Origin of the sequence: Paraburkholderia sp. JHI869 (assembly GCF_038900775.1) — a bacterium.
Taxonomy (GTDB): domain Bacteria; phylum Pseudomonadota; class Gammaproteobacteria; order Burkholderiales; family Burkholderiaceae; genus Paraburkholderia.
The window spans coordinates 125,226-147,831 of sequence record NZ_JAYMSC010000013.1 but is presented as its reverse complement, the minus strand read 5'-3'; the positions used below and the strand labels follow the sequence as shown (position 1 = coordinate 147,831).

Sequence of the window (22,606 nt, the reverse complement as noted above, 5' to 3'; positions counted from 1 at the left end):
ACGGATCTCTTTCGACGTTTCCCTACGTTCGGTTTCCTGATTGTTTTGGGCTTTCCGCAACGTTGGATCGTATGCACGCAAAGGCTTGTCGTGCGTCATATGGAGCGGTCAACGCGAAAACATGGGTCGCGTTATGCGGATGCCAGCCGGCGGGCTGGCGGCAGTGACCCATTCAGCCATTCGCGGAGATTCGCCATGAAACTACGATACCTACCAACCCGCCTTCGCTCATGGCGCTGGCGCGCCAGCGCTGCGGGCGCCCCTATCCTGCTTGTCACACTGGGACTGCTTTCGGGGTGTGTCGCCGAAAAGCCGTTCGCCGTGCCCAGTTATGTAGCCGGTGCTTGCGTGAGCGCCGCCGCGGGCTACTACTGCGTGCAGCCCCGCGATTCGCTCGACTCGATCGCGGCTTCGTTCGGGCGGCGGCCCGATGAGATCGCGCAATGGAACGCCATGGAGGCCGCTTCCCCGGTGCGTGCAGGGCAGATGCTCCGCGTGGGGCCGCCCTCGGGCGTCGCGAGCGATTCGCGCGCGGCCGCGCTGGCCACGCCGGCCGTGAACCGCTTCGTTTGGCCGGTTGCGGGCACGGTGGTGCGCGAGTTCGGCACGCAAGGCTCGCGCGGTATCGAGATTGCGGGGCAGGCCGGTGCGGCGGTGAAGGCCGTGGACGGCGGGCGGATCGTCTATGCCGGCGACAAGCTCAAGCAGTATGGCCTCATGGTCATCGTGAAGCACGATGACCACTTCGTCACGGCCTATGGCAACAACCGTCGCCTGATGGTGGCGGAAGGCGCCAGCGTGCAGCGCGGCGCGACCATTGCCGAGATGGGCGGCGGCAGCGAAGGTCAGGCGCTGTTGCAGTTCGAGATGCGCGAGGACGGGCACGCTGTGGACCCGCTTGCGTATTTGCCGCCGGGGTCGGGGCCCGCTATGCCGTGATTGCGTTTTTCCATATGATTCGGAATCCATAGCAAATTGTGAGGCGCTTGCAGGTGCAATCGCTAGGCCGCTTTTGGCGCCCGCTCATCGGCGCTCAGGCAATTCAGGCCCATGAGCGTCGCCTCGACGGCTTCGTCGAGCGGCGTATGCGGCTCGCGCCCGAGCTCCCTGACTAGCCGGGCATTGTCGAGCTGCAACGGCTCGCTCCACAGATAGCGCATCTCCATCAGTTCACGCAGCGTCGTCACGAAGGGCGAGATGGCGCGCACGAAGGCCCAGGCAAAGGGCTTGCTTTGCGGCTTCAGTCCGTGACGCCGGGCGACGCGGCAGATCGCTTCGACGAATTGCGAGCCATCGGCATCCCAGTGGCCGGCCATGTGGAACGTGGAGAACGGAGGCAGCGTGTCGCGCCGTTCGATCAGTTCGAGCATCGTGCGCGCGACGTCGGGCACATACGACCACGCGTGGCCCACGCCGCGCGTACCCGGCTGGCGCACGACCTGCACAGGCGCGCCCGCTTTCACGAGCCCTTGCGCAAACCAGCTATTGCCCACGTGCGGCCCGAAAAAGTCGCCCGCGCGCACGACGATCGAGCGCACGCCATGCTCGCTCGCGGCCTTCATGCGCCGCTCCAGTTCCACGCGAATCGCGCCCTTGCGCGTGAGCGGCTGCTGCGGCGAGTCTTCCCGCAGCACGGGGAACGTTTCGGGGCCGAAGTTGTAGACCGTGCCCGGCAGCACGACAGTCGCGCCCACGGCGGCCGCGGCGGCGAGCGTGTTGTCGATCATCGGCAGGACGACCTGCGCCCAGCGACGGTAGCCGGGCGGATTCACGGCGTGCACGATCACCTTGCAGCCCTGCGCCGCGTTCATGACCGCTTCGGGCGAGAGCACGTCGCCGTCGAGCCATTCGATGCCGCTGGCCGCAGCCGCTCCCGGCGCACCGCCGCGCCGCAGCGCGCGGACTTGCCAGCCGGCGCTTAGCAACTGGCGCGTGACTTCGCTGCCGATTCCGCCGCTTGCGCCAAGTACGAGTGCGCGGTTCTGTCGATTGAGGGGGATGGTGTTCATGCCGGTTCTCCTTGCGGGTGAGCTGTGATGAAGGGCATTCTGCGCCGCTTGCCGTCAATAGAAAATTACCGAAAATAGGCGATAGGCTATACATTTATGTATAGATTGCGATCGAAAAGGGGACCCGAACATGGCCGAAAAGGAACCGAGCTGGGAGTGGTACCGGAGTTTTCTGCAGGTGCTGGAAAGCGGCTCGTTGTCGGCGGCCGCCCGTGCGATGGGCATCACGCAGCCCACCGTTGGCCGCCACATCGAAAGTCTGGAAGCGGCGCTGGGACTCACGCTTTTTACGCGCTCGTCCGATGGGTTTTCACCGACGGCCGCGGCGAATGAACTGAGACCGTACGCCGTCGGTCTTGCGACGACCACAGCCGCATTGCGCCGGGCGGCGAGCAGTCACGGATCGGGTGTGCGCGGTGCGGTGCGGCTGACGGCAAGCCAGGTCATTGGCGTCGAGGTCCTGCCGCCGATACTGACAGCCCTGCGCAACGAATATCCGGAGCTGACGATTGAACTGGTGCTGTCGAACACAGCGGATGACTTGCTTCGTCGTGAAGCCGATATTGCGATACGCATGTTCCGGCCCGTGCAGGAGGCATTGGTCGCCAAACGTATTGGCGCGATCGAGGTCGGGCTGCACGCCCACGAACGATATCTGGCGGTTCATGGCGTGCCCAGGTCGATGAAGGAGTTGTCGCGCCATACGGTCATCGGCTTCGATCAGGAGAACGCGTACATTCGCTCGCTCCAGTCCAGGTTTGCGGCCTACAACCGCAATAACTTTGCATTTCGGGCCGACAGCGACCTCGCCCAGTTGGCCGCGATACGCGCGGGATTCGGTATCGGCGGGTGCCAGTCGCCATTGGCGGCAAGAGACCCGAAGCTGGTTCGCGTACTGCGCGAAGAGTTCTCGTTGACGCTGGATACGTGGGTGGCCATGCACGAGGATTTGCGCACGAGCGCGCGTTGCGCGGTGACATTTGCCGCGCTTGCGTCGGGGTTGACTGCCTATCTACAAGGACCGGGCGCGTAGCGGCGATTTCAACGCGGCGCACGACCCGCGCGCGTATACGAAGCCAGCATGGTCGCGAGTTCCTGTGCCGCAGGCGTGAGCGGCACGGCCGCGCGCTGCAGCAGGCAGACCTGCTGCGCGGCTGGCCGCTCGGCGATCTTGATGCGCGTGAGCCGCTCGGAAAACGGCCCGCGTGCGGCGACCACCGACGACTCCAGCGCGAGGCAGTCCGTCTCGCTGACCCAATGCAGCGTTTCGAACAGTCCCTCCACCGTCGCGACGATGCGCGGCGGCGGCAAGCCGTGGTCGGTGAAGAACGTCGTGAGCCGGCTCGAAGCGAAGGCGTCCGCGATATTGGGCGAGCGTGTGGCGAGCCAGTCGCAGTGCGTGAGCGAGCGCAGCGAGCGCGCTCCCACCTTCGGATGGTCACGGCGGCAAACGACCACTGGATCCGATGGATAAAGCTCCGTGACGGAAAGATCGGTCGTATCGGTCTGGTCCGAAACGAGCGCGAGCGCGAAATCGAGCGTGCCTTCGCGAATCCACGAAATCATCATGCGCGACGTTCCCGTGCGCAGTCGCAGCGCCACGCGAGGAAACCGCTTGCTGTACTGCCCGAGCACGGGCACGAGCGCGTCCATTAGCGGGTCGGTCGTCAGGCCGAAAGCCACTTCGCCCGCGTAATCGCCGCGCAGTTGCTGCGCCTCTTCGCTTGCGCGCTCGCACTCGCCGAGAATCGACGCCGCCCGCACCAGCAGGCGCTGCCCAAGCACCGTGAGCGTCACGCCGCGATTCGTGCGCGTGAGCAACGCGCCACCCAGTTCGACTTCGAGATTCTGCAATTGCTGCGTCACGCCGCTTTGCGCCACGCCGAGCGCGCGCGAAGCCGCCCGCACACTGCCGTGCTGGGCAACGGCGACGAAGACGCGCAACTGGGAAAGCGTGAGGCTCATGGGCGATGATCCATTGCGATCGGTGGAAGTGATCATGATAGACGAATCCGGGCTTTTCCCGAACGCAGCGCCGTCCTAACATCGGTCGGGCAGGAGACCCCTCACTTTCCCCGCAGTTCATCGTGTGCTCGTCATGAAAACAATCCCGTCGATCTTGCTTTCCCTTGCACTTGCGCTAAGCACCAGTGCCTTCGCGCGCGAGGGCAACACCGTGCGCCTCGGCATCGATCCGACCTATCCGCCCATGGACGCCAAGGCGCCCGACGGCTCGCTCAAGGGCTTCGACGTCGATCTCGGCAACGAGATCTGCCGCCGTATTCATGCGCATTGCCAGTGGGTCGAGCTGGAGTTCTCGGGCATGATTCCGGCGCTCCAGGCACGCAAGATCGACGCGGTCATGTCGTCGATGGCGATCACTGCGAAGCGCGAGCAGCAAATTCTCTTCACGTCGAAGCTGTTCCAGTTCAAGTCGCGGCTCGTCGCGCGCAAGGGCGCCACGTTCGGCGGCACCGCGCAGTCGCTGGCCGGCAAGTCGGTCGGCGTGCAGGCAGGCACGCAGTTCGAGACCTATGCGCTCGCGAACTGGGCGCCGGCGGGCGTGCACGTCGTCACCTACAAGAGCCAGGACGAGGTGTTCGCCGACCTCGTGAACGGGCGGCTCGACGCCGCGCTGCTGGGCTACGTCGAAGCCGACTACGGCTTCCTGCGCACGCCCCAGGGCAACGGCTTCGCGTTTGCGGGCGGCCCGATATCGATGGGCGACCGCGGCACGGGCATCGGCATGCGCAAGGACGAAACCGCGCTCGCTGCGCAGATGAACGACGCGATTGCGTCCATGCTGAAGGACGGCACTTACGCGCAGATCGCGCATCGCTATTTCGACTTCGATCCGTACGGAAACTGAGCGGCAACTGAGCGGCAACTGAGCGGAAACTGAGCCGCCGGACATTTTTTTGAAACCGCATTGAATTCATGAACCAGCAATCCATTGCGCTCCTGAGCGCCACGCCCGGTACGCACCGCGAACTGACCAGCTTCCATTTCGGCCCTGCCGACGCGCCCCAGAAGGTCTACATCCAGGCGTCGCTTCACGCCGACGAAACGCCCGCCATGCTGGCCGCCGTGCTGTTGCGCGCGCAACTGACCGAACTCGAGGCGCAAGGCGCGCTCGCCGCGCAGGTGGTGCTCGTGCCGCTTGCCAATCCGGTTGGCCTTAACCAGCACGTGCTTGGCCAGTTCATCGGCCGCTTCGATCTCGCGAGCGGCAAGAACTTCAACCGCCATTTCCACGCGTTTCCCAGGCTGCTCGCGCGCGCGAAAGAAACGCTCGGCGCGGACGTCGATCGCAACCGCGAGCTGATCCGGCAACTGATGCGCGAAGCGCTGGACGCGCAGAATCCGCTCACGGAATTCGATTCGCTCCAGTTGGCGCTGTTGAGGCTTTCGCACGACGCCGATCTCATCATCGACCTGCATTGCTCGCTCGAGGCGGTCATGCACGTGTACACGAGCGAGGCCGGCTGGCCCGATGTCGAGCCGCTTGCCCGCTACCTCGGTTCGCAGGCGCAATTGCTCGCGACCGACTCGGGTGCGCTGGCTTTCGACGAGGCGCATAGCCTGCTGTGGTGGCAACTGCGACAAGAGATGCCGGCCGCGCAGCCCGTGCCCGCCGGTCCCACGGCGGTGACGGTCGAGTGCCGCGGCCAACGCGACGTGTCGTGGGAAAGCGCGCAACAGGACGCCGACGCGCTGATCGATTATCTGCGCTGGCGCGGCGCGATTCTCACCGGCGACGTGAAGCCGCTGCCGGAACTGCTGATGCCGGCTACGCCGCTCGCCGGAAGCGCGCAATTCTATGCGCCGCACAGCGGCATTCTCGTGCACCGCGCGAAGATCGGCGACTGGATCCGCGAGAACGACCCGCTCTTCGATATCGTCGACCCGATGACGGGCGAAACGACGACGGTGAAGAGCACCGTGGAAGGCAATTTCTATATGCGAAGGGCGATTCGCTTCGTCACGGCCGGCGCACCGCTCGGCCGCGTGACGGGCACGCGGCCAACACGCAGCGGCGTGCTGCTGGGGGCTTGAGGCGAAGGGGACTCCCTTCAGGCCTGGCGGGTTTTATCCATCGGCACGATCACGCGCACCCAGAGGCCGCCCTCGGGATGATTGCCGATCTTGAGCTTCGCGTTGCACAGGCGCGCGAGGCGCCGGACGATCGACAGGCCCATGCCCCAATGCGAATCGAGCCCGAGGCTCGCCGCGCGCGAGGCGAGCGCAGGTGACGCCAGCGCGCCACCTTCGGGCAGATTCGCCCCGACGCCTTCGCCGTGATCGCGCACGCTCAAAGTCCACGTGCGCAACCCGCGCGCCGTGCAGATTTCGATGGGCGGTTTGCCGTGCGCCTGTGCGTTGCCCACGAGGTTGTTAACGAGCCGCGCGAGCGCGGAGCGCGGCAGCGCAAACGCCTCGCCGGCGTCCAGCCGCAGCGCGATGCTCGCGTCCGCGTGCGCGCCGTAGACGAAGCGGTCCTTCAAATAGGCATCCACGTTCACTGGCGCATGATTCGCACCGCCGTGGCCGGCCGTATCGACGAACTGCCGCGCGACGTCCTGAAAGAGATCGATGTCCTCGACGAGCGCCACGCGCAAATTCCAGCGCGTGACGGTCATGGCATAGGCGCGCAAGCGCGCAGCCCGCGATTCGATTTGCCGCAGGAAAGCGGCGAAAGTGGCCGACTGGTCCTCGAGCGCGCCGCTGCGGCGGCACACCAGATCGCCGATCGCGCAGGCGAGGCCGTGGAGTTTGCGCGGGCAGTCCGCGAGCACGGGGGGCGCACCGGTGCCGCTCGTCGCGATGCGCAGCGTGTCAATCATTTCCAGCAGATCGCGGCGCACCGTCCGTAGCCACCAGGCGCGCAGTGCGAGCAGCAGCGCGCAGAGGGCCAGCAGGAGCGCCGCGAATCGTGCATCGAACCAGCGAGCGACCGTTTTCAGGCACACGAGGCTCGACGAACAGGCTTTGCGAAGATAGGACGCGTTCGCCGACGTTGCGGCATACGGCGCCCAAATGGCGTCGCGCAGATGAGGCGCCACCTCGGCGCCGACATTGACGATGTCCGGTTTGATCGACACCAACGGAGCAATCCCCCGCACGATCGCACCTTGCGCGGCCAGTTCCAGGTCCAGTTCGGCGTCCTGCTGCTGGGCCGGGTGCGCTGCGGACGCCGGATCGAACGCCGTGTCGCCGAAATTGAAGGGCGAATCCGCATCGAGATATCGAAAACCGACGTGCGCCAGCATCAACGACGCCATCCACAGCAGGAAAATCCGGGCAAACAAGACAATCACCTTTCTTTTTTTGACATCGAAGTTTGGCTTGCGCCGGCGGGCGCATGGTTGAAATAGCCGAAAATCTGGCTATAACCGGCATTGTCCGCGAAGCGCGAGCGCTTCGATTCACGGAAAAGCGCCGGAAAATGCGCCGTTTTTCCCATTGAGCGATGCTGGCGGCCTCGCTGTGCAGTATTTGGGAAGGGTCGCGTTCATGGTCTCAGGTCTGGGGATTCGGCGTGAGCATTCGGAGTCCTTGATAAAATCGTCGGACTCTCGAAGGCTCACGTGTGGCATTTCGTCAGGCAGGCTGACGCAGCGTCCTGAAAGTCGCGCGAACCTCTTCCGTGAATGCGGCAGGCTGCTCCCACGCTGCGAAATGACCGCCTTTCGGCAGACGGTTGTAGTGAATCAGCTTGGGGTAAGCGCGTTCCGTCCAGCTCTTGGGCGCCGCGTAGATTTCGTCCGGGAAGACGCTCACGCCAACGGGCAGCTCGACATGCTTGGGCTCGAAAAAGTTGAGCTTGTTTTCCCAATACAGGCGCGCAGAAGAGACCGCCGTCTTCGTCAGCCAATAGAGCGTGACATTGTCGAGCACATCGTCCTTCGTCAGGCCCTCGGGCTGGCCTTCGAACACGCGTGCGATCAGCGCTTGACCGCTGGCGTCGTGATCGAGCATCCACGCGGCGAGGCCGACTGGCGAATCCTGGATTGCGTAGAGCGTCTGCGGGCGGTTCGCCATTTCCAGCGCGTAACCCAGACCGTGCTTGTAAAAATTGTCGAGCTGGTCGTAGGCGTGTTGCTCATCGGTCGAAAGTCCGGCGGGGGGCGGCGTGCCGTCCTTGAGCGACCTGGCAATAGCGTCGGGCACGGTCGCGGGCATGTTGGTGTGGATGCCGACGAGCCCTGCCGGCTTGAGCAGCGCCAGCTGCTCCGTCACGGCATTGCCCCAGTCGCCGCCTTGCGCCGCGTAGCGCTTGTAGCCGAGCCGGTCCATCAGCACGGCCCAGGCGCGAGCAGTACGCTGAGGGTCCCAACCGGTCTTCGTCGGCTTGCCCGAGAAACCGTAGCCCGGAAGCGAGGGAATGACGACATCGAACGCATCGGATGCACTCCCGCCATGAGCGGTCGGATTGGTGAGCGGCTCGATGATCTTCAACTGCTCGATGATCGATCCGGGCCAGCCGTGCGTGACGATGATCGGCAACGCATTTTCGTGCTTCGAGCGCACATGGATGAAGTGAATATCGAGTCCGTCGATTTCCGTGACGTACTGCGGCAGCGAGTTGAGCCGCGCTTCCACCTTGCGCCAGTTGTAGTCATTGGCCCAGTAGCTGGCGAGTCTTTGCATGGTCGCGAGCTGTACGCCTTGCGAGGCGTCGTCGACGGTTTCGCGCTCGGGCCATTGCGTGGCGACGATGCGCCGTCGCAGGTCGGTCAGCGCCGAGTCTGGCACGTGCACGCGAAGCGGGCGAATCGAAGACGGATCGCCGGCGGCGATCTGTGTGATTCCGCTTGCCGACGGCTTCGAGTCTGCGAAAACGAGCCGGCTCATTGTGGCGCCCGCCACCAGCGTGGCGGCCGCGGCGCCGATGAAGCGCCGGCGCGAAAGGGGTGGAGATTGAAGATCGGTTGACATACAAGTTCCTGATAGAGATGTTGTACCGTGGCGGGCAGAAAGCAACAGACGTGCGCATTCACCTCGGCAACCAAGGTATAAGTCGTAATCCTAACTATTGGTGTCTGAAGCCGGCCCGTAAAAACGGTACGCGCTGGCGTGACGGCTATTCGGTGTCGATCGAACGAATCAGATTGGCGCGCAGCGTCACAATCGCCTTCTGCAATTTCATGAATTCGTCGTGACCCAGCCCGGTCGCATCGGTGAGATCCGCGATTTTCAGACTCTTTTCGCGCAACTTCCGGCCGCTGGCGGTCAGGCTCACACGCACCTGGCGCTCATCTTCCGGATCGCGCCGCCGTTCCACATACCCCATTGATTCTAGCTTTTTCAGCATGGGCGTGAGCGTGTTGGATTCGAGAAAGAGCTTCTCGCCCAGGCCGCTCACCGTCTGGTTGTCCTGCTCCGACAGCGCGATGATCGCAATGTACTGCGGATAGGTCAGCCCGAGTTCGTCCAGAATCGGCTTGTACGCCTTGCCGAACGCCAGATTGGTCGAGTAGACCGCAAAGCAAAGATAGTCTGCGAGCGGCGCGGGCTTGGCGGCTTGCGCGGGGTGGTCCGTCGATTTCATGGTCAATCCTCTTCAGACGAAGGCCTTGATGGCTCGCAAACTTGAATTAATCGTTTGCGATTATATCGTAGGCCGACACCGGTTTCGCCGCACACCGCCATCGCGATGCCCGGCGAAACAGCCACAACGCGGTGGCGCAATCAATGGTGGGCGAAGAGGCTGCTTCGCTCCATGGCGACGCGGCTGCCCGCGTCCGAGGTGACACTGGTCATGCCGCCGTACGCCGTGGCCGCGTTGCCGCTTTCGGTGCCCTCGGCCGCGAGCGTTTGCACGCTCTGACCGCGTTGCGATGCCGGTGCGCCGATTTCGGGGCGGTAGCTCGGGGCCGGGCCGTAGCCGCTGGCGAATGCGGGCGCGGCTGCGCTAGCAGAAAGGGCGAGGAGGAGCGTGGCGATGAGTCGGGTCTTCATGGTGATATCTCGCTAGGTAGGTGCAGTGAGTTTGGGTGTGAGTGGCGATTGCGTTTGCCGGTTACGCGGTGACGACGTTCAGGCTCACGTCGATGTTGCCGTGCACGGCCTTCGAGTACGGGCAGATCTGATGGGCGCTGCGCGCGATGGCTTCCGCCACGTTTTGCTCGACGCCCGGCAGCGTGACCGTGAAGTGCGCGCCCAGGAACCAGGCGGTGCCGGTCTGGCCGATGTCGACCTGGATGTCCACCGAAGCGTCCTGCGGCAGCGCGACTTTCTTCAGCGATGCGGCGATGCCGAGCGCGGAGATGTAGCAGGCAGACCATGCGCCGGCGAACAACTGCTCGGCGCGCGGGTGCGGTTCGGTCGCGACGATGTCGAGCGTGTCGCCGGTTGAAGATGTGAGCTGGAGGTCGACCACGCCAAATTCGCCTTTTTGGGCGGCGGGGTCGTGATTGATGGTGGTGTGGGTGTTGCCCGAGAACAGCACTTTGTCGATCGTTGCCATGATGCGCTCCTTGATTGAATCCGGGGTTCGGTGATATGCGTCGCGTAAGATCGAATCGCATGCGACGCATAATGGACGAGGAAATCCGGCTTGTCAAGCGCATGAGATTAACTCGCATACGATTTATATGGGGCAGCTTCGGCGCGGTGAGATGTTATCCATCGTATAGAGAGGGTATTCGCGATCGAAACCTTTTTCCCGGCTCCCGCGGGGGGGCCGGGAAAGCGCCTCGCCACGGCGCTTCAGGCTTTCGCGAGCGCTTACGCAGCCAGTTCGATGGACGGTTCGCAAACAATGGGGAAGTTCACCGAATTGGCGATATAGCACTGCTCATGCGCGGCGTGATGCAGCCGTTCGGCGAGGCTGCGGTTGTCGCTCGCGCGAATCGTCACGCGCGGGCGCAGCACGATCTTCGTGAACGAGCCGCGCTGCGGCGTATCCGCCATCGTGCCTTCGGCCTCGTCTTCATAGGCGAGCACCGCGATGCCCGCTTCGGCGCACAGGTGCAGATACCAGAGCTTGTGGCACGCGCAAGCCGAAGCCACGAGCAGGTCCTCGGGGTTCCAGCGCGAGCCGTCGCCGCGAAAGGCCGGGTCCGACGAACCCGCGATGTCGGGCTTGCCGTTCGCGCGGATCACGTGATCGCGGTCGTAATCGCGATAGCCCGAGGTGCCGCTGCCGCGATTGCCTGTCCATTGCACCGAAACGCGGTAGGTGTGTTCGCCATGCGCCATGCTGACTCTCCGTTTTGCATCGAAAAGGGGTGGGTCATTATGACCGCATTCGGCATTTTGGTATACCATTATGCCGAAATGGTGAAAATCGGGACTGGCCGGGAACCGGGCAAAACACGCATGGAAACAAAATTCGACTCCACGGCGGACGCGGTTGCGTCCGGGTTGCGCGACCTGATCGTGAGCGGCGAACTGGGCAGCGGCGAGCGCCTTGTCGAGCGCGATCTCGCGGAGCGTTTCGAGGTGAGCCGCATTCCGCTGCGCGAAGCCATCCAGCGGCTCGCGCGCGAAGGGCTGGTCGAGATTTTCCGCAATCGCGGCGCGGTGGTGCGCATGCTCACGGTGCAAGACGTGGAGGAGATCTACGGCTTGCGCGCGCTGCTCGAAGGCGACGCGGTCTTTCACAGCGTCAAGCGCATCGACGACGAAACGCTTGCACGCGCGGAACTCGTGCACCGTCTGCTCGACGAGGCGGCCACCACGAAGAAGCAGGGCGAGCTCAACCGCGAGTTTCACGAACTGCTCTACGGTGCTTGCGGCAACGCCCGGCAACTGGCCGCGATCCGCGAACTGCGCGCGCAGGTGGATCGCTACGAGCGGCTGCAGAATACGCTGCTCGCCGATACACCCTCGTTTCAGCACGAACACGAGGCGATCCTGGAGGCGTGTCTCGCACGCAACGCACGCGGCGCGCGCGCCCTGACCGTGGCGCATATCAGCTCGGCGAGGCGCATCGTGCTCGCCGTGGTGGAGCGAATGGACGCGCAAGGCTAGCGCGCTTGCATCATTGTGTTCACGACCATCGCCCTGGTTTTTACGACATTTTTTCTTGTGGCCCCTACGGACCAGACCCTAGACTGGATGCATCGAAACGACTGGAGACGCCATGTCGATCTCGCGTGCAACCGAGCGCCTGGATGAGCGGTTCACCTCTGTGCAGCCCGGCATTGGCCGGCTCGTGCTGAGGCGCTTCGATCCGCGCCACGACTCATGGGAAGCGCTCACGCGTTTGCTGCATCGCGCGTTCTCGCGGCTTGCGTCGCTCGGATTCCACTGCGCATGCGTCGACCAGGCGGTGAGCCTCACGCGTGAACGCGCGCTGGCTGGAGATTGCTTCGTCGCCGTCTGCAATGGCCGGATCATCGGCTCGCTCACGGTGGAAGGTCACGATAGTCATTCGCAGTGCGAACATTATCGCCTGCGCAGCGTGGCTTCGGTCCATCAGTTCGGCATCGAGCCCAAATGGCAAGGCCGCGGTATCGGCCGTGCGCTGCTCGCTTTCGCGGGGCGTTGGGCGGCTGCCCGTGGCTGCACGCAGCTCGCGCTCGACACGCCGTTTCCCGCCGCTCACCTCATTGCGTTCTATCGCGCACAAGGCTTTAGCCTCGTCGATGTCGTACGTTTCGCCGGGCGTGGCTACGACAGCGCCGTGCTCAGCAAGGCCGCTGTGGCGCGTGGCGGCATGGGGTACCCGCACGTAACTGGATCGCTGGCGCACTGCACGTCGGCAAGTCCGTTCGCCTGAGCGCGCGTCACGCTTACGCTTTGCGCGTGCGCGCCGCTTCGCGCTCCAGATAGCGCAGGAACTCGTCGGCGGGCATGGCCTTCGCGTAGAGCCAGCCCTGCGCGAACTGCACGCCGCGTTCGCGCAGATACTGCGCTTGCGCCTTGGTCTCTACACCTTCTGCGATCATCATCAGGTCGAGGCTGCGCGCCATTTCGATGACGTGCGGCACGATTTTGTTGATTTCCTCGCCGCTCGCGAGCGAACGGATGAACGAGCGGTCGATTTTGATGCCATCCGCCGGCAACTGCTGCAAATACGAAAGACTCGAATATCCCGTGCCGAAATCGTCGATGAAGATGCGGTGGCCCGCCGCGCGAAACGCTTCGAGAACGGGCGCGGAACTGGCTGTATCGATGAGCGTGCGCTCGACCGCTTCGAACCAGATCTGCTCGGGGCGCACTGCATATTTCGCAAGGCTGGCCTTGAGCACCTCGAGCACGCGTGTGCCGGCGAGATCCTTGCCAGCGAGGTTGATCGAGACGTGCAGATCGCCGCGCCTGGCGAGCACGGCTCCCACGCCATGGAACACCGAGCGCACAACCTGATCGGTGATGGGCTCGATGAGGCCGAGCGACTCCGCCATGGGAATGAACGTGTCCGGCGCGGCGATGGTGCCGTCTTCGAGCTTCCAGCGCACGAGCGCTTCCGCGCCCACGCAGCGCCCGCTTTCCAGCGAAACGAGCGGCTGCAGCCACGCCACGAACTGGCGCCGCCGGATCCCCTCCAATATCGCGTTGCGTGGCGTGCGCAGCTTGCGGCGCCAGAGCATGACGAGCCACGTGCCGATTACGCTCAGGACGAGCGCTGCGGGGAGCACGGTTCGCAGTTGTGCGGGCAGGTTGCGGCGCAGGCGCTCCTCGGGCTCGTACGAGACCACTGCGATGGGATAGCGGCTCGAGCGCTCCACGACGTAATAGCGCCCCTCGAAATACTGGCTGCTGTGGGTGCGTTCGAGCGCCGCGCGTACCAGGGCGGATTCTGTGCGCGCCCAGCTTGAAATGACGGCACCGTCCTGCGTTTCGAGCACGGCCAGCTCGATGGTGTCGTCGAGCGGCACGATGTCGAGGTAGAAGCGCGGATCGATCACCACGACATGATTGGCGAGGCGCAGGTTGAGCATGTGCCGCTCGTTGCCGGGCTTGCCGACTTCGGTATGCCATGCGGTGAAGCCGCCGGCGTAGGTCCATTCGGGCGGAGGCAACGGGGTGTCGAAGGCGCCCCGCAGCGAACTGCAGCGAAGCGCCTCGCCATCGGTCCAGGCGACTTCGCGAATGTATCGAAACTGTTCCTCGATCTGCCGTAGCCGCTGCATGTGTTCGAACGTGCACGACATGTCGGAGTAAGGCGCGAGTTGGCGCAGCGCAGTCTCGGCTTCGGAGGTCACCAGCTCGGCGCGCAGCAGCGCGCGCCTCGAAAAGACATCGATCTGTTCGCGCTGCTGGCGTTCGTAGACGGCGTCCGCTGCGTACACCACCACCGTGAGCGTTACCAGGACGGCGAGCGCCACGGCACAAAACGTCGTCAGGGCGGTGAGTCGGCTGCTCATGGTGGTCGGTCGGACTCCGGCTGCGCGAACAAAGGCGACGGGTAGCGGGCATGTGCGGCGTGTGTCGCGAGCGCGTCATCGATCGCCGCTGCCGATGGTAGCGTCTTTCCTGCGCGGGCGACGCGCTGCTGTCCCGCGCGAGACAGCAATCAGAGTGCCCGATGGGGCCTGCGCTCATGCACGACGCATGAGCGTAGCCAGCGGATCAATCAAGCGCGCGCCGGATCGATCGATCGGGAATCCTCTGCAACGACGCGATTGCGGCCGCCTTCCTTCGCGGCATAGAGCCGCCGGTCGGCCACCGACATGAGCGCTTCGTAGTGGGCGGGGCAATCGGCGGGACTGGCCGCCACGCCAACGGAAACGGTGAATGCAATCGCATCCGGGTTCACGGCTTCGCCGGGCGTGCTGGCCACATGCGCCGAGTCTGCCGAGTGCGCTTCGACCGCCAGACGGATGCGCTCGGCGACGCCTGCCGCCGTGGCGAGATCGGCGCCGGGAAGCAGCGCCGCGAACTCCTCGCCGCCCACGCGCGCGGGCATTTCTGCGCTGCGCAGGTTCTTGCGCAGGATGTCTGCGAATATCACCAGCACGCGGTCGCCCGCCGCGTGGCCGAAGCGGTCGTTGACGCGCTTGAAGTAGTCGATGTCGAGCATCAGCATCGCCATGGCGGGCGCGGCCGCCTGGTCATTGCCTTCGCGGGCGGCGCGTTCGAGTGTTTCGTCGAAGACCTCCTGGAAGCGCCGCCGGTTCGCGAGGCCGGTGAGCGGATCGCTGCGCGCGAGCGTTTCGAGCCGCGAACTCGCCTCGACGTATTGGCCGAAGATGTTCTTGACGATGAAGAGCGTGCCGACGAGCAGCACGGCGATCGCCAGCCACGCGACGATCAGCGGGCTGCTGAACACGTGGCGCGCTGCCGCGAGCGTGAGTTCCGAGTTGTCTGTGTTCGTGAGCAGGATCCAGTGCGACTCGCCCACGTGCTGGAAGATCAGATACTTGCCGGCGCGCTGGGCGTAGCCCTGGCCGCGCTGCATCCAGGCGGCGGCCGACGCGCGCGCCATGTCGAGCAGATAAGGATCGAATCTGGCGGGACGCTGCGCGGTGATCTTGCCATCGACGAAATACACGAGGTCGCCGTTACTGTTCAGGAGACCGAACTCGGCAGGTTCCTCGTCGTCGACCAGGTTGGCGTAAGCGAGCTGGAGCGCGAGCAGGCGCGAGGGCGCGACATCCATTACCACGGCGCCGCGAAAGCGCCCTTCCGCGTAGACGGGCACGCTGAGCGTGGCGATCGCCTCGCTTTTCTTCGATTCCGTATAGATCGGAGTCCAGAGGATATCGTGTGCCACACTCTGCCCGGTGGGATGCGGGTGGTAGTAGGGCATGGTGCTGAAGCGCCGCAACAGGTCGGGCGCGGGCGCGTCCGGGCGCGCGGGCGAGAGCACGTACAGACCGTTGGCGGAGATGTAGGCAACCGTGCTTTGCACCGCGTCGGCGTTCTGGCTGATCGCGAGGAGCGGGCTGATCGAGCGCGCGAGCACGATGTCGGCGGGCAGCGTGGCCGCGTCGCGGTGAAAGCCCTCGATTCCAGCGAGACCCTGCGCATTGGTGCCGAAAACGAGCGGTCCATCCATTGCGCCGGGAACGTCCCATTGCAGCTTGTCGCTGTCGTGCAGCGCGGCCTGTACCGCCGGGTCCTGCAGGCCGGCGCGCTGCTGACTCGGCGAGGCGAGCACGTGTTCTGCATAGTCGCGCAGGAACAGCAAACGCCGGCGCTCGGCGGAGATCAGCGCGTCCACCGCCACGGCCCGCACCTCCAGGTCGCGCTGGCGGCTATGGAGGTCGTAGCGCGTCATCTGGTAGATCTGGCGCAGGCCCACGCCGGTCACGAGCGCCATGGCCGCGAGAAAGCACACCGTCACCACGAGATGCGGGCGTTTCATGACCATGCTGGAAAAGCCATGCGGCCGCGTGCGGCCTGGCGTGTGCTGCATGAAGCCCCCGGGACTGCGAATGGACGCGCGCGCATCGCGGTGCGGCGTGGCCCGGCGGCGCGGTTCCGGGCATCGCGATGAGCATAGCATCGCCCGTCGGGCGGGGCTCCGCGCCCGCGCGGCGTGTCAGCGCCGCCTCAGGCTTCCGGGATGGCGCGCTCCCCGACACTCAACCGCGCCAGGCCGAATGGCGGATCACGCTGCAGAAGTTGCCGGCGTGGAAGTGCGGGTCCTTGTCGGCGAGCACATCGGCCTTCACGTTGCCGAACGTCGTAGCGGGCTTGTGCTTGATACCGTCATAGAAGGTCTGGATGATGTCTTCCTTGAAGTGCTCGCTGCGCGGGTGCGCGTGGACCACGGCCTCGCGTTCGGTGTCGCTGAAGCGGTCGTAGGCAATGCCGAGCACATCCATTTCGACCCCCGCCGTGACGAGCGCGATCACGGGATGCATGTGCTGGGGGATGCCCGGCGTCGTATGCAGCGCGATGGCGGTCCACACGAGGTCGATGTCGTGCTGAGAGATGCCGTGGCCGCGCAGGAAATCGCGCGCGGCATTCGCGCCGTCCACTTCGAAGCGCTCGTGCTCGCTGCTGTGCGTGTGCGTGAGGCCCATGTCATGAAACATGGCGCCCGCGTAGAGCAGTTCGCGGTCGAACTTCAGGCCGAGCCGGCGTCCGGCCAGCGCGCCGAAATAATAGACACGGCTCGAATGATGGAAAAGCAGCGGCGATTCGGTATCGCGCACGAGTTCGGTGATTTCGCGGGCGAGTTTGCTGTCGGGGATCGCGACATCGGCAAGGGTCGGGGTCATCTTGGTGCTCCGTCGGGGTGGGTGATGACCTCTATTCTGGGTGGCGCCAGGGTTGTCCTCAATCGACGGATACCGTGGTTTTCTGCCAATTCGACCGAAATTGCGCTAGCGGGGATTCGCGGCGCATATCGGCAGCACCGAAATCGGCAAAATTTCGCCGCAATAAGGGATTAGCGGCGATAATCGGCAAAATCGATTCGATCGGCGCGCATTTAATGCGCTATGCATGTGACGGCGAGATCCGGCCTGCGAATCGCACAAATTGGGCGCACGGGGACGCTGCAGGGAACGCGCCGCGCCAACCAGGTTGATAAGAACAAGAACCCACGCGACAGACTATGTATTCGATCCTGCCAGCGTTCGTGTCCGCATTATTTCTCGGATTCGGCGTCTACGTGCTCCTGACTGAGGGCTTCACGCGCCTCTCGGTGCCGTTCGCCTTGATGTGCGCGACCACGTTCTTCTGGCAGGGCACCTGGGCCTTTCTGTTCCAGACGTCCGACCCCGAACTCTCCGCCGCGCTGGTGAAGGGCGGATATTTCTTCATTCTCTTTCTGCCCACCACGTTCTATCACTTCGTGACCGAAGTGAGCGGCCGGCGCGGCGAACGCCCGCTGCTCATCGCCTCCTATCTGCTCAGTGTGCTGCTCGCGGCGCTGCTGCTGTTGAGCGACGCCGTCGTGGACGGCTACGGCACGTTCTTCTTCGGCAAGTATCCGAAGGCGGGCATGCTGCATCCCGTGCATGTGGCGCAGACGGTGCTGCTCGCCTGCCGCAGCGCGTGGCTGCTGTACGCTGCGCGCGGCCAGACGCAGGCGCACGACCGCCGCAAGCTGCTCGACCTGTGCTTCGTGAGCCTCGGCCTTTACACGTTCGCCGCGACCGACTACGCCGTGAATTACGGGCTCGCGTTCTATCCCGTGGGCGCGGTGTTCATCGCCATCAGCCTCGGCATTCTCGCGGTCACGATCGTGCGTTACGGCCTCATGCGCCCGTACCTCATCGCGGCCACGGTGGCGCACGAGGTCGCCACGCCGCTTGCGGCCATCGGCATGCATGCCGAGGAAATCGGCAATGTGCTGCCCGAACTTATGCGCGGCTACCAGTTGGCCGTGCAGCACCAGTTGTGCGTGGACGGACTCTACCCGGGGCAGTCGGAGCGCCTTTCGTCGCTCGCCACGTCGATACGCCGCCAGGTGGACAGCACGAGCACAGTGGTTGAAATGTCACTGGCATCGTTTACGCTCGACCGGCTCGACCGGCGCAGCTTCGAGACTTACCCGGTGCGTTCCTGCGTGAATGCGGCGCTCGAGCGCTTTCCATTTCGCACCGGCGAGCGCGATATGGTGGAAGTGACGCCCATCGACGCGCAACTGAGTTTCTCGGGCTCGGATTCGCTCGTCGTGTTCGTGCTTTTCAATCTGCTCAAGAACGCGCTCTTCGCGATTCACGCGGAAATGGCCGAACGTAGCGACAAGGTGAGTGATTACGTGGGCCGAGTGGAGATCAGCGCGACGAGCGAAGCGGACTTTTGCGTGCTGCGCTTTACCGACAACGGCTGTGGCATTCCCGGCGATATTTTGCCGCGCGTGTTCGATCCGTTTTATTCGACCAAGGCGCACGGGCGCGGCACCGGCATGGGCCTCACGTTCTGCCGCCGCGTGGCCGAAGCGCTGGGCGGCACGATAGCGTGCGAGTCCGAGCCACACGTTCACACCACCTTCACGATCCGCCTGCCCGAGCCCGGCACGAGCGCGGATCGCGCGCTGCATGACGCACCGGCGAAACCCCGCCGCTTTCCGGCGGGGCAGGATTTCGCGGGCTAGTTCATGTAGCCGGGTTCAACACGCTTAGTTCGAACCCGAGGGCAGGACCAGCTCGTATTCCTTCACGCGCTCGATGATGCCGGGCGGAAAGCGGCGAATGCGCTTGTCGGTGCCGGCGAAGAGAATCTGCTGATAGCCGAGCGAAACAGGCCGCCCGTCCACGCAGAAGCGGAACACGAGATACGCGGAGCACTGACGCACCTGGAAGGTGTTGAGGTAGCAATCCACGCGCTGGAACGGAAAGGTTTCCTGCACGTATTCCTGGTGCGCGCGCTTGGTGACGAACACGCCGCCCGAGGCGAGCAGATTGTTGTGAATGCACTCGTGAAACCAGCGTTCGCGGCAAATGCCCTGCCATTCGAAATAGCGGGCGAAATACGTGTTCATGAACGCGTTCGAGTCCTTCAGGTAGATATCGATGACGTGATGGAACGTTTTGGTCGGCGTAGCTTCCATGATTTCGTCGGAGAATCCGGCGGTGCCACGGGACAGGACGGCGGGAATGGATTCGCGTGCGTACATCAGAGTGACTCCAGATAAGGACTGCAGGCGGCAGCCGCGCGTGCCTCCGCAGAAAGGGAGGCATGCATCATTCTCTTCGTCTTCCTCTTCATCCAATACCGTGCTTCCCACATACGCAAAGCGGTTCATGCTCGCAGGGCGCGATAACGTTTGCGCGTGTTTTCGTTGATCGCGCTTTTGCGGCTTCGGGTTGCTGTGTCCAGGCGACACGCCGCATAATTCACTTGTTTACCTCGCGGCATGGCATGAGCCGCATGAAGTGCAGCGCGCTTAACCGAGATCCAGCATGAGCTCCATCGTCAGACAGCCGGTTTACCATCCCGTCTCCGTCGTTTTCCTCGACGACAGCCCCGACTTCCTTTACGCGCTGCGCGGCCTCTTTCCGGGCGCGGGCACGGACCGCTATTTCACGAGCGCGCGAGAGACGCTGGCCTTCGTCGCTTCGCACGAGGCACGGCAGAGCGCGCGCAATCCCGCTGCGGGCGCTGCATGGTCGGAGTTCGAGAAGAAGGGCGGCAATGCGCTAGGCGAGGACGTGATGGCCGACGCGGCGCGCTTTGGCGATATCGCCGCGCTCGTCGTGGACTATGAAATGCCGGAGATGACTGGCGTCGAGTTCCTTGCGGCCGCGAAGGATCTGGCGTGCACGCGCATCCTGCTCACGGCCACGGCCGACGAGTCGCACGCGGTGGAGGCGTTCAACGCGGGACTGATCGACTTCTATGTGAAGAAGTCCGATCCCGCCATGACCCGCAAGCTGCGCGGCGCGATCGACGACGCCAAGCGCAAGTTCTGCGCTAGGCGCGGCCATATCGGCGTGCATGGGGTGGGCGCGATCTACGCGAACCGGCGCATTGCCGACGTGCTGCACGAAGTCGCGTTGCGCGAGCGCATCGTCGAGTACTACTGGCGGCCCGAGCAGAATGCCGTGCTGACGTTCGACGCCGAAGGCAACGCCGGCGTGTTTCTCGCATGGGACAGCCACGACTGGGCGGCGCAATGCGATGTCGTGGCCGACGAGGGTGGCCCGGAAGCCCTGCGCGAGGAAATGGCGGCGCGCCGCATCATGCCGGTTTACTGGCCGAACGAAGCGTATCGGCCTGGCATGTCGCGCGTGGAGTTTGCGACGCCCCAGCCGGTGCCGGGACTCGAGGATACGCATACGAGCTGGACGCGTATCGGCGATCCGGGTCTTGCACCCGGGTTGATCACGTTTGCTGCGTGGCGGGCGGTGCAAGGCGCGCCGGATGAGGGCGAGCGCCTTGCGTGATTACGTCGCGAACAGCCTTTAGAACGTTTCCCAGTCTGCGGATTCGTTAGCGGCGGTGGCCACAGGGCTGGCCGATGCCGCCTTTGCCGTTGCCGCGGGTGCTGCCGGTGCTGCGTTCGCGGACTTTCCAGCGGCCTTCGCGCGTGCGGGCGGCACCGAGCGCTTGAGCGGTGCCGCCGGGCGCACGGCAGGCGCGCTTCGAGCAGGCGCTGCAACTGTCGACGCAATCGCCGGCTCAGCCTGCGCCCCGACCCGGAACACCGTCACGACATCGCGCAAGCCATTCGACTGCGCCGCCATCGACTGCGCAGCGGCCGATGCCTCCTCCACGAGCGCCGCATTCTGCTGCGTGACTTCGTCCATCTGTGCGACGGCGCGGTTCACCTGCTCGATGCCCGTATGCTGCTCCTCGGACGCTGCTGCGATTTCGCCCATCAGGTCGGCCACGCGGCGCGCCGAAATCACCACCTCGTCGATGGTTTTACCCGCTTCGTCGACGAGCCTCGTGCCTTCCGACACCTGCGCCACCGACTGCCCGATCAGGTCCTTGATCTCCTTCGCGGCCGTCGCGCTGCGCTGCGCGAGGCTGCGCACTTCGCCCGCCACGACGGCGAAGCCGCGGCCCTGGTCGCCGGCGCGCGCCGCTTCCACGGCCGCATTGAGCGCGAGGATGTTGGTCTGGAAGGCAATGCCGTCGATCACGCCGATGATCTGCTCCACGCGCTGCGAGCTGCTCGAAATCTCGTTCATCGTTTCGACCACGCGGCGCACGACTTCGCCGCCGCGCGCGGCGACTTCCGATGCGTTCACGGCGAGCGTATTGCCCTGGCGCGCGTTGTCGGTGTTGTGCTTGACCGTGGTCGTGAGCTCTTCGATGCTGGCGGCCGTTTCCTCCAGTGAGGCGGCTTGCTCCTCGGTGCGCGAGGACAGGTCCAGGTTTCCGGATGCGATTTCCTTCGCGCCCGTTGTAATCGATTCAGCCGAAGTCTGAATGCGCTGCACGGTTTCGACGAGACGGCGCTGCATCTGCTGCATCGAGTGGAGCAGGCTGTGCTGGTCGCCGGGCGCGAGATTCACATGAGCCGTGAGGTCGCCTTCGGCAATGCGCTGGCAGATCTCCGAGGCGTATTCCGGCTCGCCGCCAAGGCTTCTGCGGATCGTGCGGATGAGCCACATGAGGCCGAGCGTCACCGCTGCGCCGATCACGGTCACGAGCAAGAGGTTGCTGATCAGCGCGCTGCGGAAGGCGTCGTCGATGTCGTCGGTATAGATGCCGGTGAAGATGTGCCAGTCCCAGCCCGGCACGAGCGCGGAATAGGTGATCTTTTCGACCGGCGCGCTCTTGCCGGGCTTCGGCCACCAGTAGCTGCTGTAGCCGTCGCCGCCCGTGGACGAGCTCTTGACGATCTCGAGCGCCACATGCGTGCCGCGCGGGTCGGTCATGTTCGCCTGGCTCTTGCCTTCCATTTCCGGCTTGGGCGGCACGAGCAGCGCCATGGCGTTGCTGTCGTAAATGCCGAAGTAGCCGCTCTGGTCGTCGCCGTAGCGCGTGCCGCGCAGCGTGGCGATGGCGAGACGCTTCGCGTCGTCGGCGCTCATGTGGCCGGCGGTCGCTTCCTTCTGGTAGTACGAGACCACGCCCAATGCGGTTTGCGTCTCCTGTTCGACCAGGTTCTTGCGGTCCGTGACCATGCCCGAGCGCGTCATGAAGGCGTTGGCCACCACCATCACGACGAGCGAGATCCATAGCAGCCCGACGATGCTCCAGGCTTTCTGATTCAACGTTGTTCGCTTCACGTTCGTTTTTCTCCAGCCATCTTCGATTGTTTTTTGCGTGACGGTGCACATGTGCAGCGC

The 22,606-nt window shown here is 64.4% G+C and carries 22 protein-coding genes; 8 read left to right on the top strand and 14 right to left on the bottom strand.

Going from position 1 to position 22,606, the window contains the following annotated elements; genetic code table 11:
- Positions 1–195 precede the first annotated feature (195 nt).
- Complete coding sequence (locus VSR72_RS22605) at positions 196–939, top strand: peptidoglycan DD-metalloendopeptidase family protein (RefSeq protein WP_342954555.1); 744 nt, start codon at positions 196–198, stop codon at positions 937–939.
- A 62-nt stretch (positions 940–1,001) separates the two neighbouring features.
- On the opposite strand, the gene VSR72_RS22600 is transcribed toward VSR72_RS22605, so the two are convergent.
- Complete coding sequence (locus VSR72_RS22600; RefSeq protein ID WP_342954554.1) at positions 1,002–2,009, bottom strand: NAD-dependent epimerase/dehydratase family protein; 1,008 nt, start codon at positions 2,007–2,009, stop codon at positions 1,002–1,004.
- 130 nt (positions 2,010–2,139) lie between these two features.
- Here VSR72_RS22600 and VSR72_RS22595 point away from each other — a divergent pair, with 130 nt between their 5' ends.
- Positions 2,140–3,042, top strand: a complete 903-nt coding sequence (locus tag VSR72_RS22595; RefSeq protein WP_342954553.1) for a LysR family transcriptional regulator — start codon at positions 2,140–2,142, stop codon at positions 3,040–3,042.
- Between the two features lie 8 nt (positions 3,043–3,050).
- On the opposite strand, the gene VSR72_RS22590 is transcribed toward VSR72_RS22595, so the two are convergent.
- Positions 3,051–3,974: a LysR substrate-binding domain-containing protein gene (locus VSR72_RS22590; protein WP_342954630.1), complete on the bottom strand. Its 924-nt coding sequence runs from the start codon at positions 3,972–3,974 to the stop codon at positions 3,051–3,053.
- Positions 3,975–4,107: 133 nt separating this feature from the next.
- Here VSR72_RS22590 and VSR72_RS22585 point away from each other — a divergent pair, with 133 nt between their 5' ends.
- Together VSR72_RS22585 and VSR72_RS22580 are read left to right on the top strand one after the other, a co-directional pair.
- Positions 4,108–4,878, top strand: coding sequence for a transporter substrate-binding domain-containing protein (locus tag VSR72_RS22585; RefSeq protein ID WP_342954552.1), 771 nt, complete (start codon positions 4,108–4,110; stop codon positions 4,876–4,878).
- A gap of 68 nt (positions 4,879–4,946) precedes the next feature.
- Positions 4,947–6,065 (top strand): succinylglutamate desuccinylase/aspartoacylase family protein, encoded by a 1,119-nt coding sequence (locus VSR72_RS22580; protein WP_342954551.1) that lies wholly within the window; start codon positions 4,947–4,949, stop codon positions 6,063–6,065.
- A 17-nt stretch (positions 6,066–6,082) separates the two neighbouring features.
- Here the strand turns inward: VSR72_RS22580 and VSR72_RS22575 are convergent, their stop codons facing one another.
- The 7 genes from VSR72_RS22575 to VSR72_RS22545 form a co-directional block, all read right to left on the bottom strand.
- Positions 6,083–7,327, bottom strand: a complete 1,245-nt coding sequence (locus VSR72_RS22575; protein ID WP_342954550.1) for an ATP-binding protein — start codon at positions 7,325–7,327, stop codon at positions 6,083–6,085.
- The gene (locus VSR72_RS22570; protein ID WP_342954549.1) at positions 7,324–7,473 is read right to left on the bottom strand and encodes a hypothetical protein; all 150 of its coding nucleotides are present in this window, start codon (positions 7,471–7,473) and stop codon (positions 7,324–7,326) included. The genes VSR72_RS22575 and VSR72_RS22570 overlap by 4 nt, the downstream gene beginning before the upstream one ends.
- Positions 7,474–7,610: 137 nt before the next feature.
- Positions 7,611–8,948, bottom strand: a complete 1,338-nt coding sequence (locus VSR72_RS22565; protein WP_342954548.1) for an epoxide hydrolase family protein — start codon at positions 8,946–8,948, stop codon at positions 7,611–7,613.
- Positions 8,949–9,093: 145 nt separating this feature from the next.
- Positions 9,094–9,561, bottom strand: a complete 468-nt coding sequence (locus tag VSR72_RS22560) for a MarR family transcriptional regulator (protein WP_342954547.1) — start codon at positions 9,559–9,561, stop codon at positions 9,094–9,096.
- A 140-nt stretch (positions 9,562–9,701) separates the two neighbouring features.
- On the bottom strand, positions 9,702–9,971 hold the full coding sequence (locus VSR72_RS22555; protein ID WP_342954546.1) for a hypothetical protein: 270 nt from the start codon (positions 9,969–9,971) through the stop codon (positions 9,702–9,704).
- Positions 9,972–10,032: 61 nt separating this feature from the next.
- A complete protein-coding gene (locus tag VSR72_RS22550) occupies positions 10,033–10,479 on the bottom strand; it encodes an Ohr family peroxiredoxin (RefSeq protein WP_342954545.1) in 447 nt (148 codons plus the stop codon).
- A 260-nt stretch (positions 10,480–10,739) separates the two neighbouring features.
- Entirely contained in the window at positions 10,740–11,213 is a 474-nt protein-coding gene (locus tag VSR72_RS22545; protein WP_342954544.1) for an OsmC family protein, read from the bottom strand.
- A gap of 120 nt (positions 11,214–11,333) precedes the next feature.
- On the opposite strand from VSR72_RS22545, the gene VSR72_RS22540 reads away from it, so the two are divergent.
- A complete protein-coding gene (locus tag VSR72_RS22540; RefSeq protein ID WP_342954543.1) occupies positions 11,334–11,987 on the top strand; it encodes a GntR family transcriptional regulator in 654 nt (217 codons plus the stop codon).
- A 112-nt stretch (positions 11,988–12,099) separates the two neighbouring features.
- Entirely contained in the window at positions 12,100–12,738 is a 639-nt protein-coding gene (locus tag VSR72_RS22535) for a GNAT family N-acetyltransferase (RefSeq protein WP_342954542.1), read from the top strand.
- Between the two features lie 13 nt (positions 12,739–12,751).
- On the opposite strand, the gene VSR72_RS22530 is transcribed toward VSR72_RS22535, so the two are convergent.
- The 3 genes from VSR72_RS22530 to VSR72_RS22520 all read right to left on the bottom strand — a co-directional run bounded on the left by VSR72_RS22530 (position 12,752) and on the right by VSR72_RS22520 (position 17,131).
- Positions 12,752–14,326, bottom strand: coding sequence for an EAL domain-containing protein (locus VSR72_RS22530; protein ID WP_342954541.1), 1,575 nt, complete (start codon positions 14,324–14,326; stop codon positions 12,752–12,754).
- A 209-nt stretch (positions 14,327–14,535) separates the two neighbouring features.
- Entirely contained in the window at positions 14,536–16,269 is a 1,734-nt protein-coding gene (locus tag VSR72_RS22525; RefSeq protein WP_342954540.1) for a diguanylate cyclase, read from the bottom strand.
- Between the two features lie 220 nt (positions 16,270–16,489).
- Positions 16,490–17,131, bottom strand: coding sequence for an HD domain-containing protein (locus VSR72_RS22520; protein WP_342954539.1), 642 nt, complete (start codon positions 17,129–17,131; stop codon positions 16,490–16,492).
- Between the two features lie 338 nt (positions 17,132–17,469).
- On the opposite strand from VSR72_RS22520, the gene VSR72_RS22515 reads away from it, so the two are divergent.
- On the top strand, positions 17,470–18,957 hold the full coding sequence (locus VSR72_RS22515; RefSeq protein WP_342954538.1) for an ATP-binding protein: 1,488 nt from the start codon (positions 17,470–17,472) through the stop codon (positions 18,955–18,957).
- A gap of 24 nt (positions 18,958–18,981) precedes the next feature.
- On the opposite strand, the gene VSR72_RS22510 is transcribed toward VSR72_RS22515, so the two are convergent.
- The gene (locus VSR72_RS22510) at positions 18,982–19,479 is read right to left on the bottom strand and encodes a thioesterase family protein (RefSeq protein WP_069265858.1); all 498 of its coding nucleotides are present in this window, start codon (positions 19,477–19,479) and stop codon (positions 18,982–18,984) included.
- Positions 19,480–19,765: 286 nt separating this feature from the next.
- On the opposite strand from VSR72_RS22510, the gene VSR72_RS22505 reads away from it, so the two are divergent.
- Positions 19,766–20,749 carry a response regulator gene (locus VSR72_RS22505; RefSeq protein WP_342954537.1) on the top strand — a complete coding sequence of 328 codons (984 nt, stop codon included), beginning with the start codon at positions 19,766–19,768 and terminating at the stop codon, positions 20,747–20,749.
- Between the two features lie 18 nt (positions 20,750–20,767).
- Here the strand turns inward: VSR72_RS22505 and VSR72_RS22500 are convergent, their stop codons facing one another.
- Positions 20,768–22,546, bottom strand: coding sequence for a methyl-accepting chemotaxis protein (locus tag VSR72_RS22500; RefSeq protein WP_342954536.1), 1,779 nt, complete (start codon positions 22,544–22,546; stop codon positions 20,768–20,770).
- Between the last annotated feature and the right edge of the window lie 60 nt (positions 22,547–22,606).